Genomic DNA, 23,862 nt, shown 5'->3' on the forward strand with positions numbered 1-23,862 from the left:
GCGGCGTCCGCGCCTCCCGGCCACCCGTCGGCGGAATGTCGTCTTGCCTTGGAGCGCACTCCAGCTCCTAGCGTGTGACCCACCACCGACCGAAGGGGAACCGTTGCGGTACACACTGTTCGGCAAGACCGGCCTGCGGGTGAGCGAACTGGCCCTGGGCACCATGACCTTCGGCGAGGACTGGGGCTGGGGCACCGCCAAGGACACCAGCGCCCGCATCCTCGACGCCTACGCCGACGCCGGCGGCAACTTCCTCGACACCGCCAACAACTACACCGGCGGCAGCTCCGAGACCATGCTCGGCGAACTGCTCGCCGGCCGCCGGGACCGGTTCGTCCTGGCCAGCAAGTACACCTGCGCCACCGCCGAGGGCGACGTCAACGCCGGCGGCAACCACCGCAAGAACCTCGTGCAGTCCGTCGAGGCCAGCCTCCGCCGCCTGAACACCGACCGGCTCGACGTGCTGTGGGTGCACGCCCGGGACAACTTCACCCCCGTCGAAGAGGTGATGCGCGCCCTGGACGACGTGGTGCGCGCCGGCAAGGTGCTCTACCTCGGTGTGTCCGACTGGCCCGCCTGGGAGATCGCCCAGGCCAACACCCTCGCCGAACTGCGCGGCTGGACCGCCTTCGCCGGCTCGCAGCTGCGCTACAACCTCCTGGAGCGGACCGTGGAGCGCGAACTGCTCCCGCAGGCCCGCGCCTTCGACCTGGCCGTGCTGGCCTGGGCCCCGCTCGCGGCCGGCAAGCTCACCGGCAAGTACCGGCGCGGCGAGTCCGGCCGGCTGGACACCACCGACCGGACCGGCCACTGGGACCACAACGAGGACGAGACCGTCACCGCCGTCCTGGAGGTCGCCGAAAAGGGCGGCTGGAGCCCGGCCCAGGTGGCCCTGGCCTGGCTGCGGCAGCGCCCCGGCAACATCATCCCGATCATCGGCGCCACCAAGGAGAGCCAACTGGCCGACAACCTCGCCAGCGTGGACGTGGCACTGGACGCGGACGCCGTGGCGCGGCTGGACGCCGCCAGCGAGGTCCCGCTCGGCTTCCCGCACGCCTTCCTCCGCGAACCGGGCATCACCGAGACCGTCTACGGTGACCGCTGGTCCGCCATCGAGGACCGGCGCTCCACCTACCGGCGCACCGCCCACGAGGTGCGCTGACCGCTCCGCGCCCACCCGCCCCGGACGTCCCGTACGCCGAACGCCGCCGCCCGGATGGCCGGGCGCCGGCGGCTGCGCTCTAGTGAGGTGGGCCGGCGGTCCGCCGGCCCACCACGGGTGCCGAAGGAGACGTGCGATGAGGAACACCGCCACGACGGCCGTCACCGCGGCCGCCGTCGCCCTGGTCGCGGTGGTGGTCGGCGGATGCGCGAACGGGGGCGGCGGGACCGCCCCGTCGCGCTCCCAGACCCCCTCCGGGACCGGCCCGGCCAGCGCCCCGCCGACGGCGACCCCGTCGGCGGGGCCGGTCGCGGTGCACGCCCGCTCCGGGCCGCTCGGCACGATCCTGGTCGACGGACAGGGCCGCACCCTGTACCTGTTCGAGGCGGACAAGGGCCGCGAGTCGACGTGCTACGACGACTGCGCCAAGGACTGGCCGCCGCTGGTGGTGCGCGGCGCCCCCACCGCCGGCAGCGGCGTGAAGGAGGAACTGCTGGGGACCACCGCCCGCCGTGACGGCAGCCGGGAGGTCACCTACCACGGGCACCCGCTCTACTACTTCGTCCAGGACAAGCGGCCCGGCGACGTCAACGGCCAGGGCTCGGACGACCACGGCGCCAGGTGGTACGTCCTGGACCCCGCGGGCAACCGGATCACGAAGCCGGTGCCCAGCGGCAGTCCCAGTGGCAGTTCCAGCGGTAGTCCCCGTGGCAGCGCCGGCCCCAGCGGATACTGAGCGTGCCCCGCCCGGCTACGTGAGGGTCTTCTCGGCTACTTGAGGGCGCTCCGCTGCTGCCACTGCTGCCAGTTCTCCTGCCAGACCTCCAGGCCGTTGCCGACGTCGGTCTTCTTGGTGCTGCTGGTGCCCTTCACCTCGACCGTGGAGCCGACCGACAGGAAGTCGTAGACCCGCTTGGCGTCCGAGGTGGTCATGCCGAAGCAGCCGTGGCTGTTGTTGACCACGCCGAGGGACCGGTTCCACGGGGCGGAGTGCAGGAAGGTCCCGGACGCGGTGAGGTGGGTGACCCACTGGGAGTCCAGCATCCACTCGTCGCCGTGGCCGATGGTGGCGGAGTCCATGGTCTCGGCGGCGTTCTTGCTGCGCACGGTGTGCACCCCGCCGCGGGTCGGGTCCTGCGGGGAGCCCGCGGAGCCCCTGATGGTGCCCACCGCCTTGCCGTCGGCGTACAGGGTCAGGGTGTGCGAGGGCACGTCGATGACGGCCTTGTGGTCGGCGCCGATCGTGAAGTCGAAGTCGTAGTCCCGCGCGAACCAGCCGCCGTCGCCGGAGTTGATGCCGGACAGCCCGCCCCGGACGGACACCTTGGTACCGGCCGGCCAGTAGTCCTTGGGCCGCCAGTCGATCCGGTCCTTGCCGGACCAGTCCTTCACCCAGCCCCAGGCGCCCTCGACGTGCGGCTGGGTGGTGACCTTCAGCGCCTTCTCGACCTCGGCGCGGTTGCCCTTGGCTATCGCGTGGTCGAAGAGGATCGAGATCGGCATGCCGGTGCCGACCGTCTGCCCGTTGCCCGGCGTGTTGGTGAGCTTGTTGACCTTGTCGGCCTGCTCGGTGGTGAAGGTCGTGGTGGCCGAGGACTCCTTGCCGCCGGTCGACTTCGCCTTGGTGGCCACGGTGTAGGTGGTCTTCGGCCGGACCTTGCCCTCGGACGTCCATGACGCACCGTCAGCGGTCAGCTTCCCGGGCACCTTGGCGCCCTTGTCGTCCTTGACGTCGACCGTGGTCAGCTTGCCCCCGTCGGCCTTGACGGATATCGGCGAGCCGAGCTTCGCGGTGGAGCTGCCGGCGGCCGGGGTGACGGTCACCTTGGCAGCCGGCTCCGCTGCCTTGGACGAGCCGGCGCCGGTCCCGCACGCGGTCATCAGCAACCCCGCCGCGAGCGCGGCGGGTATCAACCGGGCGGTGTGGCGACGTGTTCCGGCGTGCACGAGGGTCCCTCCAAAGCTGAACAACGGACGGTGGCGGTGCCGAAGGCATCCGCCACACATACAGATGTTTTGTCCGCTTCAAAGGTTGTGCGGTGCACCGGTTTATTAGGACACAGTTCGATATCGAAGCCTGGGGAGCGCGACGAGCGCCCCGGGCGGCGCCGTCGCGCTCGGCCCGGGACGCGTGCCGCGTCAGCTGGCGGTGCCGCCCGGCTGGGCCGGCGTTCCGGGGGTCCCGCCAGGTCCGCCGGGTGACCCGGGGCCACCGGGCTGTTCCGGAGTCGTGGGCCCCGGGGTGCCGGGCTGCTCGGGCGTCGAGGGCCCGCCCGGCGTCGAGCCGGGACCCGACGGGGACTCCGGTGCCGTACCGCCGCCCGGGGGCTGGGGCGGTGAGCCGCCCCCCGGTGTACCGGGGGATGCCGGGGACGACGGCGACGGCGAGAACGGCGACGCGGACGGCGGCGGCGACGGCTGGTCCGTACTGCCGTCGGCACCCTTCGGGCGGGCGAAGTACTGCCCGGTGTCGGGGTCCTTGAGGACGAACGACCGCACCGGCTTCGGTGCCGGCTGGACCGTCACCACGTTCGCGTCCCGGAACCCCGGCCAGGGCTTGCCCTGTGTCTTCAGGCCCTGCCGGCCGGTGGCCGTCGGCGGCGTCAACGGGTTCCCGCAGGCGCAGCGCACCCTGGGCACCCCGTGCGCGTCCACCAGCACCGCCGTGCCCGCCTGGAGCACCGCCTGGTAGGTGGTCGCCTTGCCGTCCTGGTAGCCGTGGTTGGTGACCCAGGTGTCGACCAGCAACTGCACGGAGGTCATGGACCGCAGGTACGCCGGCAGCTCCCCGGCGCTCTTCCCCTGCACGCCGGCGAACGCCCGCGCCTTGTCCGGGTTGGCCTGGAGGTAGCGGATCTGCTTCTCGACGTCGCAGCTGGCCTTGTCGCGACTGCCGCCGTACAGACCGGGCGCCGCTCCCGACACGCTGGTGCGCTGGTGGTCGCCGCGCGGCGGTACGGACGGTGTGGCCGTCGGGGACGCGGTGCCGCCCCCGTTGACCGTCGAGGCGGAGTACGGGGCCGGGCCCGTGGAGCCGACCGATTCCAGGTGCAGCTGACCCGTGCCCCCGCCGCCCCCGGGGCGGGTCAGCACCACCGTCAGCACCACGGCCACGACCACCGCGGCCGCGGCGAGGGCGATCCGCGGTGCCGACCGCCACCAGGGCCGGGGCCCGCCTCCGCCGCCGCTCGCACCGCCCCCGCCGCCGTTTCCGCCCCCGCCCCCGTCGCCGCCCCCGCCGCCCGGGGGCGATCCCGCGCCCGGTGCGGTGGGCTGCCCCGGTTTCTGCCAGGGGCGGGTCGGCTCGTGGGATGGCTCGGAGGGGGAGTCGGACAGCGGACCCGACGGTGGACCGGTCGGCTGGCTTCCCGGTCGGCGCTCCGGTGACGGTGCAGATGTCACGGGTCCCTCTTCCCGGTGCTGTTGGGCCATCCGGCCATGCGTATGACGCCCGGATTTGTGGAGATTCAGCCACGTACGGGCAATTGTGTGCCCAGGTGCGGCGTCCTCCGCAAGCGGGGTTGGCACGGCCGTGCGTACCGTGGCCTGGACGGCAGTTCGGCCCCCGCGCCCCGCAGGAGAGAAGCGTGAGCCAGACGCGCGGCCCGACAGCGGCCGGCCCCCAAGACCCGGCACCCCACGGCCTTCCGCCCGCCCTCCGCGGCTGGCTGGAGGCGCTCGGCACCGCCCTGGCGGGCCTGGCCACCATGCTGGTGACCGCCGCGCTCGGCCTGTGGGCGGCGGGCGCCGGCGGACTGCCCGGCGGCGGCTTCCCCGCGGTGGTCGCGGCCGCCGTCGTCACCGCGGCCGGCGGCTCGATCAGTGCGACCGGCGACGCCGGGATCATCGCCGAGGCCCAGGCTGCCGTCGACGCCGTCCCGCTGTCGGTGACCCTCGCCGGCTTCCTGGTGACCGCCGTCGTCTTCCTGCGGCCGCTGCGCCACCGCGCGGTCGCCCCGGTCGGCGAACTGCTCGGCCGGATCGCCCGGACGGCGGTGTGCTGGCTGGTCCTGCTGTGGCTGATCACGCTCGCCGCCCGCCACAGCTTCACCATCACCGTCGGCAACTCCCTCGTCGACCAACTCGGCGCCCTCCTGGGCAGCACCCCCACCGTCGGCTTCCGCGCCGATGTCCCGGCCACCCTCGGCTACGGGCTGCTGTGGGTGCTCGCCGTGCTGGCGCTGGCCTTCCTCGTCTCCCGCAAGGCCCCGCTCTCCCCCCGGCTGCTCCGCTTCCAGGACTCGTTCCGCCCACCGGCCCACGCGATGCTGCTGACCCTGCTGGCCTACGTGGCCATCGGGCTGGTCGTCGGCGTCATCGAACTGATCGCCCGCGGCGACCCGGCCCGCACCCTCGCGGTGCTCCTGCTCGGGCTGCCGAACGTGGCCTGGTTGGCGCTGGGCATCGGCACCGGCGGCGCCTGGACCGGGCACGTCGACAAAGCGCTCGGGTTGCCGTTGCCGAACGCCCTGGAGCAGGTGCTGCGGCACCGCGGGCAGCGCACCGTCGACCTGGGCTCGCTCGGTGCCTACGACGGGCGGGTCTGGCTGCTGGTGGCGGTGGCCGCTGTGGTGCTGCTCGGTGCCGCGTTCACCGCGGCGGTCCGCGCCCCGGCCCGGACACCCGCCTGGCGGCACGCCCTGGAGATGGCGGTGGCGCTGGCGCTCACCCTCCTCGTCGTCGGGCTGGTCACCCGGATCGACGCCCACTACGGGCTCTCCCTGATCGGCGTCGGCGACCTCGGCGGCGACCTGGGGGGCGCGGTCACCCTGGAGCCGCAGCTGTGGCGGCTGGTGGGGGTGGGCGCCGCCTGGGGCCTGGTCACCGGGTTCGCCGGGGGCCTCGCGGCGCGCCGGGTCCGGCACCCCGGCGAGGTCCGGGACGCCCACCGGACCCCACCGCCGGACCACTGACGTCCGGGACCACTGACGTCCGCGGGCCGGACCGCCTCCCGGAGACCGGGCCGGACCGCCGTCCCGAACTCCGGGCCGGACCGCCGTCCCCAAGATCGGCCCGAACCGCCAAGACCGGCCCGGACCGCCGTGCGCGTGCCGTGACTGCCGACCCCCTACGTCCCCGTGACCGCCGCGCCCCTACGTCCCCGCGACCGCCGCGCCCCTACGTCCCCGTGGCCGCCGACCCTCTACGACCCCGCGGCGCCCGGCTCCGGGAACACCGGGGCGGCCCAGCGCGGGGGCGGCGGGGGCGCGGCGCTGTGTCGGGCGCTCTGCTCCGTCCCGCCGGCGGGGGCGGCCACCCGGGTCGGCGCGGCTCCCGCCGTTGGGCCGCCCGCCGTCCCGGTCTGTCCGGCCGTCCGCAGCGCCGCCACGAACCCCCGGCAGCTCTCGTACCGCTCCTCCGGCGCCTTGGCCAGCGCGCGGGCGAACACCGCGTCCACGGCCGGCGGGAGGTCGGGCCGCAGCCCGCTCGGGGCCGGCGGCGGATCGTACTGGTGGGCCCACAGCAGCGCCATGTCGTCGTCGCGGCGGAACGGCGGGGCCCCGGTCAGCATCTCGTAGGCGACGCAGGCCAGCCCGTAGACGTCGCACCGGCCGTCGACCGGACGTCCGGAGATCTGCTCGGGCGCCACGTAGTCCAGCGTCCCGACGAACTGGCCGACGCTGGTGAACCCGGTCAGCGACAGCGACTTCTTGGTCAGCCCGAAGTCGGTCAGGTAGACGTGCTCCGGGCGGTCGCTGTCGGTGCCCTCGGCGATCAGGACGTTGCCGGGTTTGACGTCGCGGTGCACCAGGTCGTGGGCGTGCGCGGCGTCCAGTGCGGACGCCACCTGGACCGCGATCCGGCAGGTGGTCGGGAGCGGCAGCGGGCCCTCGCGGTCCAGCAGGGCCCGCAGGTCGCGGCCCTGGACGTAGCGCATCGCGATGTAGAGGAGGCCGTCGGTCTCGCCGGCCTCGAAGACCGGCACGATGTGCGGGTGGTCGATCGCCGCGGCCACCCGCGACTCATGCGCGAAGCGCTGCCGGAAGGTGTCGTTCCGGGCCAGCTCGGGGGCCAGCAGCTTGAGCGCCACGGTCCGGCCCAGCCGCAGGTCCTCGGCCTTGTAGACCACCGCCATACCGCCCCGCCCGATCTCGTCCCCGAGCAGGTAGTCGGCGATCCGGCGGCCGCGCAGCCCGGACGAGTCCGGCACGGTCGCCCGCTCCCGGGTCCGGCCGGCCGACTCCGGGCCTTCCGGGGCCGGGCCGGTCCGCTCGTCACCCGCCTGCCCAGCCGGCTCCCCGTTCACGGCCGGTCACCCTGCCCGCCCACCGAGGGCGGGAACGGTGGCGGGAACTCCGCCGCGGCGGGCAGTCCGCCCCCGGATCCGGCACCTCCGGATCCGGCACCTCCGGATCCGGCACCCCCGGATCCGGCACCCCCGGCGACCCCGCCGCCCGCCGCCTCCACCGCGCCGGCGTCCGGCTCCGCCGCGGGCCCGTCCGCCACTGGCCCCTCCGCCACGCCCCCCTCCGACGCGTCCGCCGCGGGCCCGTCCGACACGGCGAAGGTCACCAGCGACGCCCCGTCGCAGAAGCACCACCGCTCGTGCCGCGCGTCGTACAGCCACACCGCGTCACCGTCCACCACCGCCCCGACCCGCGCCCCCCGCGACCGCTCGGCGAACGCCTCCCGGTCCAGCTGCCCGGCCAGCAACTCCTCGACCAACTGCCGGTAGCGGCCCAGCGCGCCCTCGGCGGCGGCCAGCAGCGGCCGGGGGTCCGCGGTCCGGGCGGCGGGCTGCCCGGCGGCCGGCGGGCCGTGCGGCACCGCCAGCAGCAGCCGCCCGTCCACCCACGCCGACCAGCCGTTGGAGCACAGCGCCAGCGCCCAGTCACCGCGCCGTTCGACGACCCGGACGGGCAGCAGCGGATCGAGCGGCACCAGCGGACGGGTGGCGTCCGGGGCCGCCCAGGTCGCCGTCCCGCCCGGCGGGACGACATGACTGGGACGGAACTCCGGCACGGTCACGGGCGGCTCCTCGGCATTTCTCGGCACTTCTCGGCACTCCTCGCGTACGGCCGCGACGCCGTACGCACCAACGGTCCGGTCCCGGCTACTGGCGCATGATCTCCGGCTCGTGGCGCCGCAGCAGCCGGTAGACGAGGAAGCCGAACACCACCGACAGCACCACCAACATGCCCATGTCCAGCAGCCACGGCCCCACCGCGTGCCGGAACAGCGGGTCGGCGGTGAGCGGCCCCGGTTGGAGCCGGCTCAGGTCGATGGTGCCCGCCATGGCCGCGAGCGCCCACCGGGACGGCACCAGCCACGCCACCTGCTCCAACACCGCGGTGCCCGGCAACTGGTGCAGGGCACCGCAGAACACCACTTGGACGATCGCGAGGAGGACCAGCAGGGGCATGGTGACCTCCTCCTTGCGCACCAACGCGGACACCAGCAGCCCCAGCAGCATCGCGGTGAACGCCAACAGCGCCACCGCCAGCGTGATTTCGATCAGCGGCGGCATCAGGACCCCCTTGCCGCCCGGGGCGTTGAGGTGCACCCCGAACAGCGCCACCAGCGTCAGCACCACCGCCTGGACGACCGTGATGGTCCCCAGCACCAGCACCTTCGACATCAGATACGCCGCCCGGGACAGGCCCACCGCCCGCTCCCGCTGGTAGATCACCCGCTCCTTGACCAGCTCGCGGACCGCGTTGGCGGCACCGGTCAGTACCGCCCCCACACACAGGATCAGCAGCACCGTCGCCGCCCCGTCGGTCAGCTTCCCGCCGCTGATGGCGTGCGCCATCGCCCCCATCACGAACGGCAGCGCCACCATGATGATCAGGAACGTCCGGTCCGACGACAGCGCCGCCGCGTACCGCCGCACCAGCGTCCACAGCTGGGCGCCCCAGCGCTGGGTCCGGGGCGCGGCCACCGGATGCCGGGGCGCCGACGGGACGGGTGGCTGCCGGGTCTCCCCGGTGATGTAACGCCGGTACAGCGGCGAGGCCCGGAACTCCCCGACCCAGTCCCGCCCGCGGTCGTTCTCGAACGCCTCGAACGCCTCCGGCCACTGCGTGAACCCGAAGTACGGCAGTGCCTCCTCCGGCGGCCCGTAGTACGCGATGGTGCCGCCCGGGGCCAGCACCAGCAGCCGGTCGCAGACGTCCAGGCTCAGCACGCTGTGGGTGACCACGATGACGGTGCGGCCGTCGTCCGCCAGACCGCGCAGCATGTGCATCACGGAGCGGTCCATCCCCGGATCGAGACCCGAGGTCGGCTCGTCGAGGAAGAGCAGCGACGGTTTGGTCAGCAGCTCCAGCGCCACGCTGACGCGTTTGCGCTGTCCGCCCGAGAGTTTGTGGATCGGCAGTCCGGCCCGCTCGACCAGGCCGAGTTCGCGGATCACCTCCTCGACCCGGGCCGACCGCTCGGCCGGCGAGGTGTCCTCGGGGAAGCGCAGCTCGGCCGCGTAGCCCAGCGCCCGGCGGACGGTCAGCTGGGTGTGCAGGATGTCGTCCTGTGGCACCAGCCCGATGCGCTGGCGCAGCTCGGCGTAGTCCCGGTAGAGGTCCCGGCCGTCGTAGAGCACGGTGCCCCCATCGGCGGGACGCTGTCCGGTCAGCGCGTTGAGCAGTGTCGACTTGCCGGCCCCGCTGGGGCCGATCACGGCCAGCAGCGACTTCTCACCCACCGGGAACGACACCCCGCCCAGCAGCGTCCGGCGCTCGGCGCCCTTGCCGACCTGAACGGTCAGCTCCTGCACGTCCAGCGACACCTCACCGGTGTCGACGTACTCCTGGAGCTGGTCGCCGACCAGGACGAACGCGGAGTGGCCGATGCCGATGATGTCGCCGGGGCGCACCGGGGCGAGCTGGACCGGACGGCCGTTGAGGTAGGTGCCGTTGTGGCTGCCGAGGTCGGCGAGGGTGTAGCCGTCCGGGCCGCCCCGGAGTTCGGCGTGCCGGCGGGAGACCGCGAGGTCGTCCACGACCAGGTCGTTGTCGGGGGCCCGGCCGATCCGGGTGGTGCGCGCCGGCGGCAGCGGCCGGACCGTACTGGGCCGCCGGAAGGTGTGGGTGGCCGCCGGGTGCGACACCGACGACGGCCGGCCGGCGGCCGTGCGCCGGGAGACGTCGGTGAGCACCGCACACGGGCCGTCGGCCGGATTGCCGAAGCGGATCACGCTGCCCGGCCCGACGTCGGACCGCGACACCCGATGCCCGTCCGTATACGTACCGTTCGTACTGCCCTCGTCCTGCACCAGCCAGTGGTCCTCGGTGGCCCAGAGCACCGCGTGGTGCCAGGACACCCGGTCGTCGGGGATGACGAGTTCACTGTCCGGGTCCCGTCCCACGTGGTACGCGTGCCCCGGGCTCATCACCTGCGTGACACCGCCGGACTCGACGAGGAGTTCGGGCGCGGTGGACGCATCAGGCCGCTCAGCCATATTTCAGATTTTACGGCGCATTCCCCGCCCCCGCCCCTGGTTACTCGCGCGGAGCGGTACAGGTCAACTAGGGTGAGCGCCCCGACGAGCCCGCACCTGCGCATTCCATGGAAATACCGGACCTCGGTCCGTTGATCGAAGGATGCCCCGGCGAACCGGGATGCACCGTACCCCGCAGGGCAACGCACCATAGGGCCCGGGTTCCTTCTTATTCACCTACCTCATGAAGGCAAGGCAGAGATGGCACGACTCGCGCGACAATCCCCTCGGCAGTTTCCCCGACAGCGGGCCCATCCCGTCGACGAGGTGCTGCCGTTCGGCAAACTCGCCCTCTACGGATTCCAGCACGTCCTCGCCTTCTACGCGGCCGCGGTCATCGTCCCGATCATGCTCGGCAACGCCCTCGGGCTGTCCCGCGAAGAACTCGTCTACCTCATCAACGCAGACCTGCTGACCTGCGGAATCGCCTCCGTCATCCAGGCGTTCGGCATATGGAAGATAGGCGCCCGACTGCCCCTCGTGCAGGGCGCCACGTTCACCGCGGTCTCCCCGATGATCGCCATCGGACTGGGCGCGGGCGGCGGCACCGCCGGACTGCTGGTGGTCTACGGCGCGGTGATCACCGCGGGTATCGCCACCTTCCTTTTCGCCCCGTTCTTCAGCAAGTTGGTGAAGTATTTCCCACCGGTCGTCATCGGCACGATTCTCACCATTATCGGCCTCACGCTCATCCCGCAGGCCCTTCAGGACGCGGCCGGCGGCGCCCAGTTGGCGGGCAAGCCGGAATTCGGCGACCTGAAGAACCTCGGATACGCGCTGGGCACCCTGCTGTTGATTCTGGCGATCGTACGGATCGGAAAGCCGCTACTGAGCAGCGTCGCGGTGCTGCTCGGACTGGTCGGCGGAACAGCCGCCGCCTGGCTGCTCGGTGACGTCGATTTCAGCGGTGTGGGCCAGACCGGCTGGTTCGGCGTCAGCACCCCGTTCCATTACGGAATGCCCAAATTCGAGGCGTTCCCGATCATCGCGATGGTCGTCGTCATGCTGATCACGATGGTGGAGACCACCGGGGACGTCTACGCGATCGGCGAGATCACCGGCAAGCCGGTCGGCAACGACACCGTCGCCCGGGCACTGCGCGCCGACGGCGTGGCCACCATCCTCGGCGGCATCTTCAACTCCTTCCCCTATGTGGCCTTCGCCGAGAACATCGGCCTGGTGCGGATGTCGCGGGTGATGAGCCGGTTCGTGGTGGTCGCGGCCGGCGGCTTCATGATCGTGCTGGGGCTGGTGCCCAAGGCCGGTTCGGTGGTCGCGGCGATCCCGCACCCGGTGCTCGGCGGTGCGGCGCTCTCCATGTTCGGCATGGTCGCCGCGGTCGGCATCCAGATCCTCGGCAAGGTGGACCTGCGCGAGGAGCGCAACGCCCTCATCCTGGCGGTCAGTTTGGGCGCCTCGTTCCTGCCCACCGCGGTCGCGCCGTTCTTCGAGCGGATGCCGCAGGGCGTCCGGGCGGTGCTCGACTCCGGCATCACCCTGGGCGGTCTGACCGCGATCGTGCTGAACCTCGTCTTCAACGTCTTCACCCGCCGCAAGTCGCTGGAGATCGACTGGGACGAGTTCACCGAGGACGAGGCCGAGGGCGCAGTCATGGACCAGGCGGGGCCGACCGGCCCCGCGCCCGCCGGTCCGCCGCCGCACTCCCACGGCGCGTACTGACGTCCGGCCCCGGCGGGGCGGGACCACCGGCCCGCTCCGCCGTCCGGCCGCCTCAGTGCACGGAGTTGAACGGCGGCGCCTCGCCCGCCTCGCCGATCAGCTCCCAGAAGTGGTCGACCAACTGCCGCAGGTACGCCGACCGCTCGGCCGCGATCTCCTTCAGCCGGGCGTCGGCGTTCCGCGCCACCACGTGCCCCATGTACCGCTCGGAGAAGTCCGCGAACTCCCCGTGCATGGTGCGCAGCGCATCGCCCACCCGCGTCCGGTTCAGCGTGGTGATCTCGGTGATCGGCCCGACGTGCGACTTCCAGCGGCCCTCGATCGCCGCCCGCAGATGTCCGGCCAACTCCTCGACCCGCCCCATCACCCCGATCAGCTTGCGCAGCGACAGCCCCAGCGCCTCCACCAGCGCCTTGGTCTGCCGGTAGTCACCGTGCCACTGGTTGGCCGCCTCCGCCCCCCGGTACACCTCCGGGGCCATCCCAACCAGCTGCGCCAGCCGTTCCGCGCTCAACTGCCGAGCCATCCGGTGCTCGGCCAGCGACCGCGGCTCCACGCCCATCAGCACCGTCGGCGGGCACCACAACACATCGGCCAGGGCGAACAGCTGCGGTTCGGTGGGCACCAGGGAGCCGAACTCCCACGCCTCGATCGCCTCGGGGTGCACCGGCGCACCGCACGCCGACATGGACTGGGCGACCTGACCGGTGGTCAGGCCCACCCGGGCCCGCGCGGATCGGGCCTGAGCGGGAGAGAACGGAACGCTGTTCACGTACGCGACACCTCGCTGCACCCGGAGAGCAGGGGGTGCTGGGGGGAGGGAAGGGGGCGGACATGGAGGAACATCCAGGGGCGGGAAGATTAACAGATCGGCGAGAGGTACGAACCTCCAGGCCAGAACTCCCTTACCGGGTATACCCGATGCACCGGTACCTACCGGGCGGTAGTGGATGCCGGGATCGCCGCGACGGCCGGACGTAATGAAGGTGTTACGTGGATGAAGGTGCGGTGTCACAGTGATCGTCGAGGCTGGCGGGTGCTGATGGGCCTTGCCGAGCAGGGTCGGTCGGTGTACACCTGACATCCGGTCCTCCCCCCACGATCCGATCAGGATGGGACCCCTCATATGCGATACACACTCGACCGCCCCCGTGTGGTCCGGTGCCTGCAGCCCGCCGTGCCGGCCGCGCCCGCCGAGGTCGCGCGCCACCGTGCCGCCGTCCGTTCCGCCGAGAGAAGACGCACCCCGGCGCGCTTGCCGCACCTCACGCTGTCATGCATCTGACAATCACGCGGCTTCCGCGGCGCTCACCACCTGACCGCCGCCCGACGCCCGCCTGATCGTCACCGTCCACGCATCGCGCGCACCACGGAGCCGCCGGCACCCCACGAGCCGGCGCACCGGCACCCCAACTCGCCGCCGCGGCAGGGCGGTTGCTCAGCCCTGCCCGCGCACGGCCACCGGGCCCCGAGGACCGTCGACCAACCGGTCCAGGGGACCCCTCGCCGGCCTCCGCGTGCCCCGTAGTCAGAAAGGACAACCCCAGGTGCTCACTTCGCACCACGCACACACCCAGGGCTCACCCACGGCCCTCCTCGGCGGAACGGACCAGCCCACCCCACCCGGCACCCACCCCGCCGGCCACGTCCTCGTCATCGGCACCCCAGGACCACGCCTGGAACGCCTCACCCACACCCTCCGCACCACCGGTCACCACGTCAGCCACGCCCCACCCGGCGAAGCCGGCCCCCGCGTCCGCCAGACACCCCCGGACGCCGTCGTCGCCCTCGACGAACCAGGCGCCCGGCACGCCGGAGCCGACGTCATCCGCGAGGTCCGCACCGTCCCCGCCGGCCGAGCCCTGCCCCTCCTCATGGTCACCGGCACCCCCGGACCCACCGGCGTCGCCGACCTGCTCCGCCAGGGAGCCGACGACTGCATACCCGAGGCGTCCGACCCCGACGAACTCTCCGCCCGCATAGAAGCCAAGCTCCGCCGCGTCCCGGTCCCCGTCGAGCACCTGCTCCGCGACCCGCGCACCGGCCTCTACTCCCGCCCCCACTTCCTCGACGAGGTGGAGCGCGAACTCCAACGCCCCGACGCCGCCCGGCACGGCGGTGTCCTCGCCGTCCTCGCCGTCATCGACGTCGCCGAACTCGCCGCCCTGGAGGACCGACTCGGCCCCCGGGTCCGCCGCGAGGTCGCCGAACGCCTGGCCGGCGTCGCCGAACGCCTCGGCGGCTTCTGCGACCGGCTCGGCCGGGACGACGACGGCCACCTCCTGATGCTGCTCCCCGGCGTCGACGAGGAGACCGCCCTGCGCGGCCTGGCGGACTTCGCCACCGCCGCCGCCGGCACCCGCTTCGTCGTCGCCGACGAGAACGTCCGCCTCACCCCCGCCATCGGCTGGCTCCCGCTCACCGGGTGCACCGACGCCGCCGACGCCGCAGACCAGGCCCGCGACGCGGCCCACGAGGCGCTCCGCCACCGCGACCTGCGCCCCGTCCGCTACGCCCCCTGGATGCGCGACACCCCGCACCGCCACCGCCGGCCCCCGCTGCGCGCCCTGATCCGCCCGGCGCTCTCCGCGCTCTCCCCGGTCCTGGCGTTACTCCTGGGCATCGGCGTGCCGTTCGTCCTCTACCAGCAGGCGTACCTGGCTGGCTGGGACCTCGGCTCCGGCATGTACTGGGCGGTGGTCGCCGGACTGGTGCTCTCCGCGCTGCTGATCGTCCTGGAATGCCTCTACTCACTCGACGCGCCATCCCGCCCGCAACGGCCCGGCGCCGCCTACCCGCCGGCCAGCGCCGTGATCGCCGCGTACCTCCCCAACGAGGCCGCCACCATCGTCGACACCGTCGAATCGTTTCTGCGCCAGGACTACCCGGCCGACCTGGAAATCGTCCTCGCCTACAACACCCCGCACCCGCTGCCCGTCGAGGACACCCTCCGCGAGATCGCCACCCGCGACCCCCGCCTCGTCCTCCTGCCGGTCGCCGGCAGCACCTCCAAGGCCCAGAACGTCAACGCGGCCGTCACCCGGGTCCGCGGCGAGTTCGTCGGCATCTTCGACGCCGACCACCACCCCGCCCCGCACGCCTTCCGCGACGCCTGGCACTGGCTGTCCAACGGCTACGACGTCGTCCAAGGACACTGCGTCATCCGCAACGGCGACAGCTCCCGCATCGCCCGGCTCGTCGCCGTCGAGTTCGAGGCCATCTACGCCGTCAGCCACCCCGGCCGCACCCGACTCCACGGCTTCGGCGTCTTCGGCGGCTCCAACGGCTTCTGGCGCACCGACCTCCTCGCCCGCACCCGGATGCACGGCTCCATGCTCACCGAGGACATCGACTCCACCATGCGGTCCCTCACCGCCGGCGCCCGGATCGCCGTCGACCGCACCCTCCTCTCCCGCGAACTGGCCCCCACCACCCTCACCGCCCTGTGGAACCAACGCTCCCGATGGGCCCAGGGCTGGCTCCAGGTCTCCCTCAAACACCTCTGGCGCGGCCTGCGCTCACCAGTCCTGACAGTGCGTCAAAAATTCGGCCTGATCGTCCTGTTGGGCTGGCGCGAGATCCAACCCTGGCTGACCCTCCAGATCCTCCCGATCCTGCTCTACGCCACCTGGAAGGCCGGCGGCCCCGGACACCTCGACTGGGCGGTGCCGGTCTGCGTCCTCGCCCTGCTCCTCACCCTCGCCGCCGGCCCCGTCCAAGCCCTCTTCGCCTGGCGACTGGCGGTCCCCGAACTCCGCGCCCGCCGCCGCTGGTTCTGGTCCTACCTCCTGGTGTCGACCGTCTTCTACAGCCACTTCAAGAACATGGTCGCCCGCCAGTCCCACCTCAAAGAGGCCCTCGGCGACCGGCAGTGGCGGGTCACCCCACGCGCCCAGGCAGCCAAGGCGGTGGCCCGCCGATGACCACCGCCACCGCTCCGCCGGCCCCGCCGCGCACCCCCGACAGCGCCCCGCGCCGCCGCCCCGCCGGCGACATCGACGGCTTCCGCGGACTCGCCGCGCTCAGCACCGTCGCCTTCCACGTCTGGCAGCAGTACATCGCCTACGACGCCCAGGGCGGCCACCCACCGGTGGCCAACCCCGTGCTCGACGCGGTCCTCTCCCTCGAAGTCATCGACCTCTTCTTCGTCCTGTCGGCGTTCCTGCTCACCCACTCCTACGCCCGAGCCGCCCTCGACGGCGGCTCCACCCGGCCGGCCCGCACCTTCCTCTTCCGGCGCGCCATCCGGATCCTGCCGCTCTACGTGCTGGCCGTCCTGGTCGTCTGGGCCACCCGCAACCCCACCCTCCCCGGCAACTGGCCGGACCTGCTCGAACACCTCACCTTCACCCACGTCTTCGACCAGGACCGGATCTTCTACACCCTCGGCCCCACCTGGTCGCTCTCCCTGGAGGTGCTCTTCTACTTCGTCCTCGTCGGCCTCGGCCCGCTCGCCGTCCGCGCCTGCCGGCGACTGCGCCACCGCGCCAGCCGGGTCGCGGTCTGCGCGGCCGGCTGCCTCCTCCTCTACGCCGCACCGCTGGCCTGGATCACCGTCGCCCACTACGTCCTCGGCATCCCGCACACCGACTGGGTCGCCTACTTCGGCCCGCAGGCCCGCTTCGGCGGCTTCGCGGCCGGCATGGGACTGGCGGTGGCACTGGCCGCGCTCGGCGACCGCGCCCGCCTGACCCCGCGCACCGCACTGTCTCTCACCGCCCTCGCGCTGGCCGGCCTCTTCTGCCTCTCGCTCCAGTCCGACGCGGAGGGCTTCACCTTCACCTACTACCACCCGATCGCCTCCGCCCTGTGGATGCTGCTGCTCTTCAGCACCCTCCACATTCGCCAACGCACCTTCTGGAACCGCTTCCTGACGGCCCGTTGGCTCACCCCCGTGGGCCTGATCAGCTACAGCCTCTTCATCTGGCACGAGCCGGTCATGCTCCTGCTCCACACCGCCGGACTACTGCCCACCGGCCCGTCCGGCTTCCCCTGGGCCCTGCTGATCGTCCTCCTCGCCGCCCTCCCGGCGGCCGCGGCCAGCTACTGGCTCATCGAATACCCGGCGAGCCTCCTCGGCCGCCTCAAGGACGCCCACGGACGCCCCCGGGACTTCTACCGTTCCTAAGCGAGTTGGCCAGTGTTGGCCGAATCGCTGTATTCCGGACAGGTGGTCCGGTGACCCTCCGAACGGTCTTGAGGGTCGGGGGACAGCGTGAGCTGGCCACCTGGGCGCGGTCGGGTCTTGTCGCCTCTGTTTGGCGTGCCTGCTGTCCTGGGTGGGCTCACGGTCCCGCGTGGCCTGGGAGCGGTGACGGTCTGGCCGGTAGCTCTCCCCGCGCTCATCCTCTGGTGAGCGGGGGTCACACCTGGCCGACGCCGTAGCCGGTATCCCAGGCCACGCCTGCCGATCGCCACTGCGGCACCATGGTGCCGTGTGACGGTGGTCTTGGTCTGTTGCTGGAGCGGGGCTTTCCAGTACTTCTCGCCCCAGATCGAGGTGTACGCCGGGTCCACGGCCACGACGATGAGGCCCCGGTGGTAGGCCATGCCTCGCAGGCGTTCCCGGAAGCGTGCGGTGGGGATACCGGCGACGGTGCGGCGGAAGGTCTTGCCGCGCCTGCCTCGGCCCATGGTCTCCCGCCCGGTGGTGCGGGCGTCGGTGAAGCCCAGGTTCTCGATCGCGATTCCGGCGCAGTTGTGCTCGCGGGCCAGGTCCAGGAGCTGGCTGATCGCCGCGCGGAGGCGTCCGTCCCGCTGGGATGCGGGGCCGGTCATCTCCAACGGGATCGTGTGCGGTGCTGCGATGGGGTTGCCGCGCGGATCGAGAACGCACACGGCAAGGTGGTCGGCGTTGAGGTCCACGCCGAGCAGGCGTTCCCCGAATGCCTTGATCTCCTCGGGCGTGGGCAGGACGGCGGTGTCGGCCGACCAGGACGCGTCCAGGTACCAGCGGTCGCGGGCCGGGTCGTGCACGATGTCGTAACGCACGGCACGGTGCGCGGTGGCCCGGTCGAGCCATTCCTGGCGGCGGTGGTGGAAGCGCGCGGTGCAGGCGAGTTCGTACCGGCCGCGTGGGGCGTTGGCCAGGTGCCGCAGTGGTGCGGGCAGCACGATCGTGACGGAGCCTTCGTCGGGATCGACGGTGATGGTGTAGTTGCCGTAGGGGGCGCCGGACTCCCCGTCAGCGGTGAGGAACAGCCGGGCCGCGTCCCACCGCTGGCGCCATTCGGCCTGCGTGAGCCGGGCGTCGGCGAGGTTGTGCTGTACCTTCGCCAGCCGCCTGCCGCCCACGGAGATCGCCGGTCGGCCCTGCTCGATGCGCTGCTCCACCTCGGCGATCCGGGCGGTGAGCACCTGAATGCGGCGCTGCTTGGTCCAGCGTTCGGCCTGGTCCGGATAGCCGCGCACCTTGCCCGCGCGTTCACCGCACGGCGCGGCGAGTCGCTTGTTGATGGTGGTGATGGCGCGGCGCAGCGAGGTGCGCTCGTCGTACAGGGCCCGCAGGCTGAGCTGGTACTGGTCCTCGCTGGCGCGGGTGATCGCCCCCGCCCAACGCGATGACGACACTGCGGTGAGTGCCTTTTTGCGGCGTGCGCGCTGTGTGTCCTTCGCCTTGACCTGGCCCATCGCGACACGCTCCGCGAGATCGGCGCGGGCGTGGTGGCCCAGGTGCTCACCGGCCAGCCGCACGACCTCCGCATCGGCGTCGGTGAGGCGGAGCCGGTCCCGTATCCGGGCGCCGAATGGCGCGGCGACCGTGAAGGGGGTCGCGATCGTGCGCAGTTCGCGCTTCTTTTTGCGCCTGGGCAAGTTCACGGCCTCCTCCCGATCACTCGTCAACCCGACGTGATCACGCTACACATGGCCAATCCTGGCCTACAAATGCGGCTCCTCTACGGTGGATTTGACCGCCCGTGCGAGCGCCCGCGCCCGCGCCGAACGCGCTCCGTACAACCGGCCCGAGAACGACGTGACAACCGCCAGCATGTCCCGCACCAGATCCCCGTCCCCCTCCCCGTCCACCTCCTCATCACCCCCGGAAATCTCCAACCGGCATCCCCACGACGGCAACACCACCTCCGCCAACAACGCGGTACCGAACCGGGCCAGCCGCTCCTCATGCGTCACCAGAAGCGTGGACACACTCTCGGCCTGGCAGGCGCGCAACGCACGTCGCAGACCCTTGCGCTTGTCCGACAGGCCAGAAGCCACATCGGAGAACTCGCCCACCACAATGCGCTCCCGCGCCGCCTGCCGAAGCCGGGCCATCTGCCGGTCCAGATGCCCCTCCGCGCGCTGCCGGTGCGAGGACACCCGCCCGTAGAGCACTACACCGCCAACCGGCGGTAGCACCGGCCCACCCCGGCGCCGCGACAACGCATCCAGATCCCCCACCCGGAACACCCGCCGCCCACCCGGCGAACGCCGGTCCTCCAACACGCCTTCGAGGGTGTAACGCCGCAGCGTCCGCGTGGAAACTCCAAGCCGCTTCGCAGCCTTACCCGCAGAGATCCAATCCTCAGCCCTATCACTCATGTGGGGACTCTATGACCTACCGTGGCCTACAACTGAATCAAAAGTTGTCAACCCGGAACCCGCCCTGCGCTGATCGGTGGGGCCGCCCAGGCGGCCCCACCAACTCCGTCCTCACCTCTCCCCGCCGTCCCCCTGTCCGCCCGGGAAGAGCGTCCCCAGTCGGTACTCCAGCGCCCGCCGCGCCTGTGCCAACGACCGCTGGCCGTGCAGTACGTCGCCGCCCAGCCCCACCGCGGCCGCCACTAGCAGGTCGGCCTCCAGTCGGACGTCCAGCCCGGGCGCGGTCCGCCCGGCGTCCCGAGCCGTCGCGAGGATGCCCGTGACCAGGTCCTCCAGCGGGTGGTCCCCGGGCAGGAACACCCGGGCCAGCGCCGGATCGGTCAGGCTGCGCGCGTAGTACGCCGCGAACACCCGCAGCGCCGCGGCCCGCTGGGCGTCCAAGGGCAGGAACTCGTCCAGTACGTCCCGCAGCAGCGCCCGCGGATCCGCCGGATCGAACCGGATCCGGGACCGGGCGATCCGCTCGTTCTCCTCGTGCAGCAGTTGCAGCGCGTCCACCAGTAGCCGGTGCTTGTCCGCGAAGTGGTACTGCACCGCCCGTACCGAGACCCCGGCTTCCGCCGCGACCTCCCGCATGCTCGCGGCGTGCAAGCCGCGCTCCGCAGCGATCCGCCACACCGCCTCGATGATCCGCCGCCGCTTGTCCGCCGCCGCGCCCCTGGCCGCATCCGCCGGCGGAGCCGCCTCCCCAGCCCGTATCGGCACCGGCACCGGCGGATGCTTCCGCCGCCGGTACGCGCGGGCCTGGCAGCTGCGCGAGCAGTAGACCGCCGGCCGCCCCCGCCCGGCCGGTGCCAGCGCCGTCCCGCACACCCGGCACGACGACCGCTTTTCCACACGCCTCAAGCCCACCCGGCACCTCGCAAATACTGTGACGAAACGCAAATTCGGCAGTGCTGAAGCCTAATACGGCACCTCGGCCGCTGATACGTTCGTAACGTCAGGGGATGGCGTCACGGGATGGCGTCACGGAGTGGCGTTACGCGGCGGATCGCCGCCCCTGACGTCCCCGTCCACCCGCACGTCCACCCCGCACGCCCGGTCACGCTGCGCGCGGCCCGTTCGGGGTGCGCCGTGCGCCGATGCGCATGGCGGCACCGGGTCCTGGCACCGGTTCCCAGCGCCGGGATCCAGCGCCGGGTCTCGACGTCACGGCCCAACGCCACGGCCCGACGCCCGTCCCCAGTCGCCTTCCGATTCCCCAGTCACCTTCCGAGGAGCGCCATGAAGTACGACATCCTGCAGATCACCGCCATGGTCCTGGTGGCGATCGCCGGCCAGAGCGCCGTCCGACTGCTCATCGACCACGGCAACACCGGCCTGCTCGGCTGGCTCGGCGGCGGCTTCCCGGTCGTCCTGGCCGGCTACCTAGCCGTCGTGGCCGCCGGCGTGCTGCTCGCCGGCTGGTCCCACACCCGGGCCAAAGCACTCGGCCGCCGGAAGTGATCCGGCGGCCGAGTACGTGCGGGGGACGAGTACGTGCGGGGGAGTGGGGGCGTCAGCCCACGTGTACCCGGGGGCGCTGCCGCAGATCCGGCTCTGCGCGGCGGAGCACCTCGCGGGTGACCGGTGCGACCTCCCCGTCGCCGAACACCAGGAACCGCAGCAGATGGCTGAGCGGGTGGCCCTCGGTCCAGTTGAAGTAGATGTGCGGCACCTGGCCGGTCCGCTCCCGCAGCCGCATCAGCACCGCCGCGATGGTGTTCGGCACGCCCGCACCCTGCACCCGCAGGATCCGCGTGCCGTACGCCTCCACGCCGTGCACGTGCAGCTCCGCGGTGAAGTCCGACGAGTCCTCGACGAGCACCTCCAGGAACAACACCGGCCCGCGGTCGGGGATATGGGTCTCCTCGCGCTGGCTGTACTCCTTCTCCCGGTAGTCCGCCGCGTTCCGCTCGTCGGGCTCGTTGGCGATCACCCGTAGCGGCCCGGCCACCAGTGCCTCCTCGATCAGCCGCTCCGCGGTCTCGTCGAACACCACGTCCGCGGCGCGCAGTTCGAAGGCGCGGTGGACCCGCGAGGCGAACGACGTGAGCAGGATCCCGAGGATGAACAGCAGCGCGATCTTCAGACCGTCCGGCCGCTCGATGACGTTGGTGACCAGCGTGTAGCCGAAGACCAGGGTGATCGCGCCGAATCCGATGGCGGCACCCCGGTGCCCGCGGTGCCGGGCGGCGACGGTCGAGGCGAACGACGCGGAGAGCATCAGCACCAGCACACCGGTCGCGTAGGCGCCGCTCTGCTCGTCGACGCTGGCGTCGAAGACGATCGTGATCGCGAAGGCGATGGCGAGGAAGATCAGCACCAGCGGTCGCACCGCACGGGTCCACTCCGGCGCCATGCCGTAGCGCGGCAGGTACCGCGGCACGAGGTTGAGCAGCCCCGCCAGCGCCGACGCCCCGGCGAACCACAGGATCGCGATGGTCGAGATGTCGTAGACCGTTCCGAACGCCTCACCGAGGTGCTGGTGCGCCAGGTACGCCAGCGCGCGCCCGTTGGCCGCACCGCCGGGCGCGAACTCCTTCTGCGGGATCAGGATGGTGGTGGCCAGGCTCGACAGCAGCAGGAAAACGCTCATGATCAGTGCCGCGGTGGTCAGCAGCCGGCGGGTGTCCCGGATCCGGCCGGCCGGCTTGACCGGGTCGTCCGCGGCGTCCCCGCGCACCTGCGGCATCACGGCCACGCCGGTCTCGAAGCCCGACATGCCCAGCGCCAGCTTCGGGAAGACCAGCAGGGCGACCCCGACGATCGCCAGTGGCGAGGAGTGCTGCGCGGTCATCGCGCTCCACCAGTTGCCGATCGCCACCGGGTGGGACAGCACCTGCCAGGCCGACGTGGTCAGCACGACCACGTTGAGCACCAGATAGACGCCGACCAGCGCCACGGCTATCCCGATCGCCTCGCGGAACCCCTTGAGGAAGACCGCCCCCAGGGCGGCGAGCAGCAGCAGCGTGATCCAGAGGTTCGCGCCGTGCAGGGCGGCCGGGGCGAACGGATTCTCCACGACGTGTGCCGAGGCGTCCGCCGCCGACAGCGTCATCGTGATGACGAAGTCCGTGGCCGCGAACCCCAGCAGTACCAGCACCAGCAGCTTCCCCGCCCACCAGGGCAGCAGCCGCTCCAGCATGGCGATCGAACCCTCGCCCTGCGGGCTCTCCTTGGCGACCCGCCGGTAGACGGGCAGCGCGCCCAGCAGCGTCAGCGCGATCAGCACGAGCGTGGCGAACGGTGACAGCAGCCCGGCCGCCAGTGCCGCGATGCCCGGTTGGTAGCCCAGGGTGGAGAAGTAGTCGACACCGGTCAGGCACATCACCCGCCACCAGGAGTGGCCCTTGTGCTCGGCCGGTGGCGTGCCGTGCGGCCCGGGGTGGCGGGCGCTCTGCTCGCTGAGTCCGTCCAGCAGCCAGGACCGCCACCTCGGTGAGGCGGTGGGGGGTGGCGGAGTGGGGTCCACCTGCGTACTGGTCATGCGGCCACGTCCTGCCGATCGTCATTCGTCCGCCGACCGCCACAACGGATCGGTCGACTGGTTGGTTGGTTGGGTGTGCGTGTGCGTGGGGGTGTGCGTGGGGTGTGTCGAGGCGTCGTGCGGGTCGATGGCGTGATCGACCGGTGGTCGGACAGCCCGGAGTGCCGGACCGTCTACCGCGTTAAGGGGTGGATTCCGCCCAACTCGCCGTCTTTCGCCGTTTGTCGCTTTCGCCCCAGAGGGCGTTGCCCGGGAACCGCCGGGCAACGAAGGGCGAGTATGCAACACGCTTCCGCGCGCGTTCGCCGCAGGGGCGCGTCCGGGGCCATCCGGTGTCCATCCCTCCGGCGTCAGGGACGCGTCAGAAACCCCGCCCCCCTCGTACACGTGGCGTTAAGTTCCCCGCCGATTCGGGCTCACGCCCCCCGTTCCGCGCACTCTGACACCAGGCCCCGGCCCGCTGCCCGGCCGCCCGTCCCGCCCCCTGCCCCGTCCTCGGGGCAGGCCCCAGGAGGT

17 protein-coding genes are annotated in these 23,862 nt (G+C 72.3%); 7 read left to right on the plus strand and 10 right to left on the minus strand.

The genetic code is table 11. The features are described 5' to 3' along the window. Positions 1 to 103 precede the first annotated feature (103 nt). Entirely contained in the window at positions 104 to 1,162 is a 1,059-nt protein-coding gene (locus ACO0M4_RS06540) for an aldo/keto reductase (RefSeq protein ID WP_430368719.1), read from the plus strand. Between the two features lie 136 nt (positions 1,163 to 1,298). Continuing rightward, entirely contained in the window at positions 1,299 to 1,898 is a 600-nt protein-coding gene (locus ACO0M4_RS06545) for a COG4315 family predicted lipoprotein (RefSeq protein WP_430368720.1), read from the plus strand. A gap of 35 nt (positions 1,899 to 1,933) precedes the next feature. Here the strand turns inward: ACO0M4_RS06545 and ACO0M4_RS06550 are convergent, their stop codons facing one another. Further along, a complete protein-coding gene (locus ACO0M4_RS06550; RefSeq protein WP_430368721.1) occupies positions 1,934 to 3,109 on the minus strand; it encodes a L,D-transpeptidase in 1,176 nt (391 codons plus the stop codon). A 192-nt stretch (positions 3,110 to 3,301) separates the two neighbouring features. After that, entirely contained in the window at positions 3,302 to 4,564 is a 1,263-nt protein-coding gene (locus ACO0M4_RS06555; protein WP_430368723.1) for a DUF6777 domain-containing protein, read from the minus strand. 185 nt (positions 4,565 to 4,749) lie between these two features. Here ACO0M4_RS06555 and ACO0M4_RS06560 point away from each other — a divergent pair, with 185 nt between their 5' ends. Continuing rightward, on the plus strand, positions 4,750 to 6,075 hold the full coding sequence (locus ACO0M4_RS06560) for a streptophobe family protein (RefSeq protein WP_430368724.1): 1,326 nt from the start codon (positions 4,750 to 4,752) through the stop codon (positions 6,073 to 6,075). 230 nt (positions 6,076 to 6,305) lie between these two features. Here ACO0M4_RS06560 and ACO0M4_RS06565 read toward each other — a convergent pair whose 3' ends face one another. The 3 genes from ACO0M4_RS06565 to ACO0M4_RS06575 all read right to left on the minus strand — a co-directional run bounded on the left by ACO0M4_RS06565 (position 6,306) and on the right by ACO0M4_RS06575 (position 10,559). After that, positions 6,306 to 7,313, minus strand: a complete 1,008-nt coding sequence (locus ACO0M4_RS06565; RefSeq protein ID WP_430371274.1) for a serine/threonine-protein kinase — start codon at positions 7,311 to 7,313, stop codon at positions 6,306 to 6,308. Between the two features lie 92 nt (positions 7,314 to 7,405). Continuing rightward, complete coding sequence (locus ACO0M4_RS06570; RefSeq protein ID WP_430368725.1) at positions 7,406 to 8,131, minus strand: hypothetical protein; 726 nt, start codon at positions 8,129 to 8,131, stop codon at positions 7,406 to 7,408. 85 nt (positions 8,132 to 8,216) lie between these two features. After that, complete coding sequence (locus ACO0M4_RS06575) at positions 8,217 to 10,559, minus strand: FHA domain-containing protein (RefSeq protein WP_430368726.1); 2,343 nt, start codon at positions 10,557 to 10,559, stop codon at positions 8,217 to 8,219. A gap of 240 nt (positions 10,560 to 10,799) precedes the next feature. Between ACO0M4_RS06575 and ACO0M4_RS06580 the strand changes: the two genes are divergently transcribed. After that, positions 10,800 to 12,278 carry a nucleobase:cation symporter-2 family protein gene (locus tag ACO0M4_RS06580; protein ID WP_430368727.1) on the plus strand — a complete coding sequence of 493 codons (1,479 nt, stop codon included), beginning with the start codon at positions 10,800 to 10,802 and terminating at the stop codon, positions 12,276 to 12,278. A gap of 52 nt (positions 12,279 to 12,330) precedes the next feature. On the opposite strand, the gene ACO0M4_RS06585 is transcribed toward ACO0M4_RS06580, so the two are convergent. Next, a complete protein-coding gene (locus ACO0M4_RS06585; protein ID WP_430371275.1) occupies positions 12,331 to 12,966 on the minus strand; it encodes a transcriptional regulator in 636 nt (211 codons plus the stop codon). Between the two features lie 859 nt (positions 12,967 to 13,825). On the opposite strand from ACO0M4_RS06585, the gene ACO0M4_RS06590 reads away from it, so the two are divergent. Together ACO0M4_RS06590 and ACO0M4_RS06595 are read left to right on the plus strand one after the other, a co-directional pair. Beyond that, positions 13,826 to 16,201 (plus strand): glycosyltransferase, encoded by a 2,376-nt coding sequence (locus ACO0M4_RS06590; protein WP_430368729.1) that lies wholly within the window; start codon positions 13,826 to 13,828, stop codon positions 16,199 to 16,201. Then, positions 16,198 to 17,406 carry an acyltransferase family protein gene (locus tag ACO0M4_RS06595; protein WP_430368731.1) on the plus strand — a complete coding sequence of 403 codons (1,209 nt, stop codon included), beginning with the start codon at positions 16,198 to 16,200 and terminating at the stop codon, positions 17,404 to 17,406. Before ACO0M4_RS06590 ends, ACO0M4_RS06595 begins: the two co-directional genes overlap by 4 nt. Here the strand turns inward: ACO0M4_RS06595 and ACO0M4_RS06600 are convergent. The 3 genes from ACO0M4_RS06600 to ACO0M4_RS06610 form a co-directional block, all read right to left on the minus strand. Then, positions 17,403 to 19,091, minus strand: a complete 1,689-nt coding sequence (locus ACO0M4_RS06600; RefSeq protein ID WP_430368733.1) for a hypothetical protein — start codon at positions 19,089 to 19,091, stop codon at positions 17,403 to 17,405. The two genes, ACO0M4_RS06595 and ACO0M4_RS06600, sit on opposite strands and share 4 nt — an antisense overlap. 66 nt (positions 19,092 to 19,157) lie before the next feature. Continuing rightward, positions 19,158 to 19,817, minus strand: a complete 660-nt coding sequence (locus ACO0M4_RS06605) for an IS607 family transposase (RefSeq protein ID WP_430368735.1) — start codon at positions 19,815 to 19,817, stop codon at positions 19,158 to 19,160. 111 nt (positions 19,818 to 19,928) lie between these two features. After that, the gene (locus tag ACO0M4_RS06610; RefSeq protein WP_430371276.1) at positions 19,929 to 20,714 is read right to left on the minus strand and encodes a TetR/AcrR family transcriptional regulator; all 786 of its coding nucleotides are present in this window, start codon (positions 20,712 to 20,714) and stop codon (positions 19,929 to 19,931) included. 387 nt (positions 20,715 to 21,101) lie between these two features. Between ACO0M4_RS06610 and ACO0M4_RS06615 the strand changes: the two genes are divergently transcribed. Next, positions 21,102 to 21,323, plus strand: coding sequence for a hypothetical protein (locus tag ACO0M4_RS06615; protein ID WP_430368736.1), 222 nt, complete (start codon positions 21,102 to 21,104; stop codon positions 21,321 to 21,323). 52 nt (positions 21,324 to 21,375) lie between these two features. Here ACO0M4_RS06615 and ACO0M4_RS06620 read toward each other — a convergent pair whose 3' ends face one another. Then, positions 21,376 to 23,346 (minus strand): amino acid transporter, encoded by a 1,971-nt coding sequence (locus ACO0M4_RS06620; protein ID WP_430368737.1) that lies wholly within the window; start codon positions 23,344 to 23,346, stop codon positions 21,376 to 21,378. Between the last annotated feature and the right edge of the window lie 516 nt (positions 23,347 to 23,862).

It is taken from the genome of Streptomyces sp. RGM 3693, from assembly GCF_050471125.1.
In the GTDB taxonomy this organism is placed as follows: domain Bacteria; phylum Actinomycetota; class Actinomycetes; order Streptomycetales; family Streptomycetaceae; genus Streptomyces.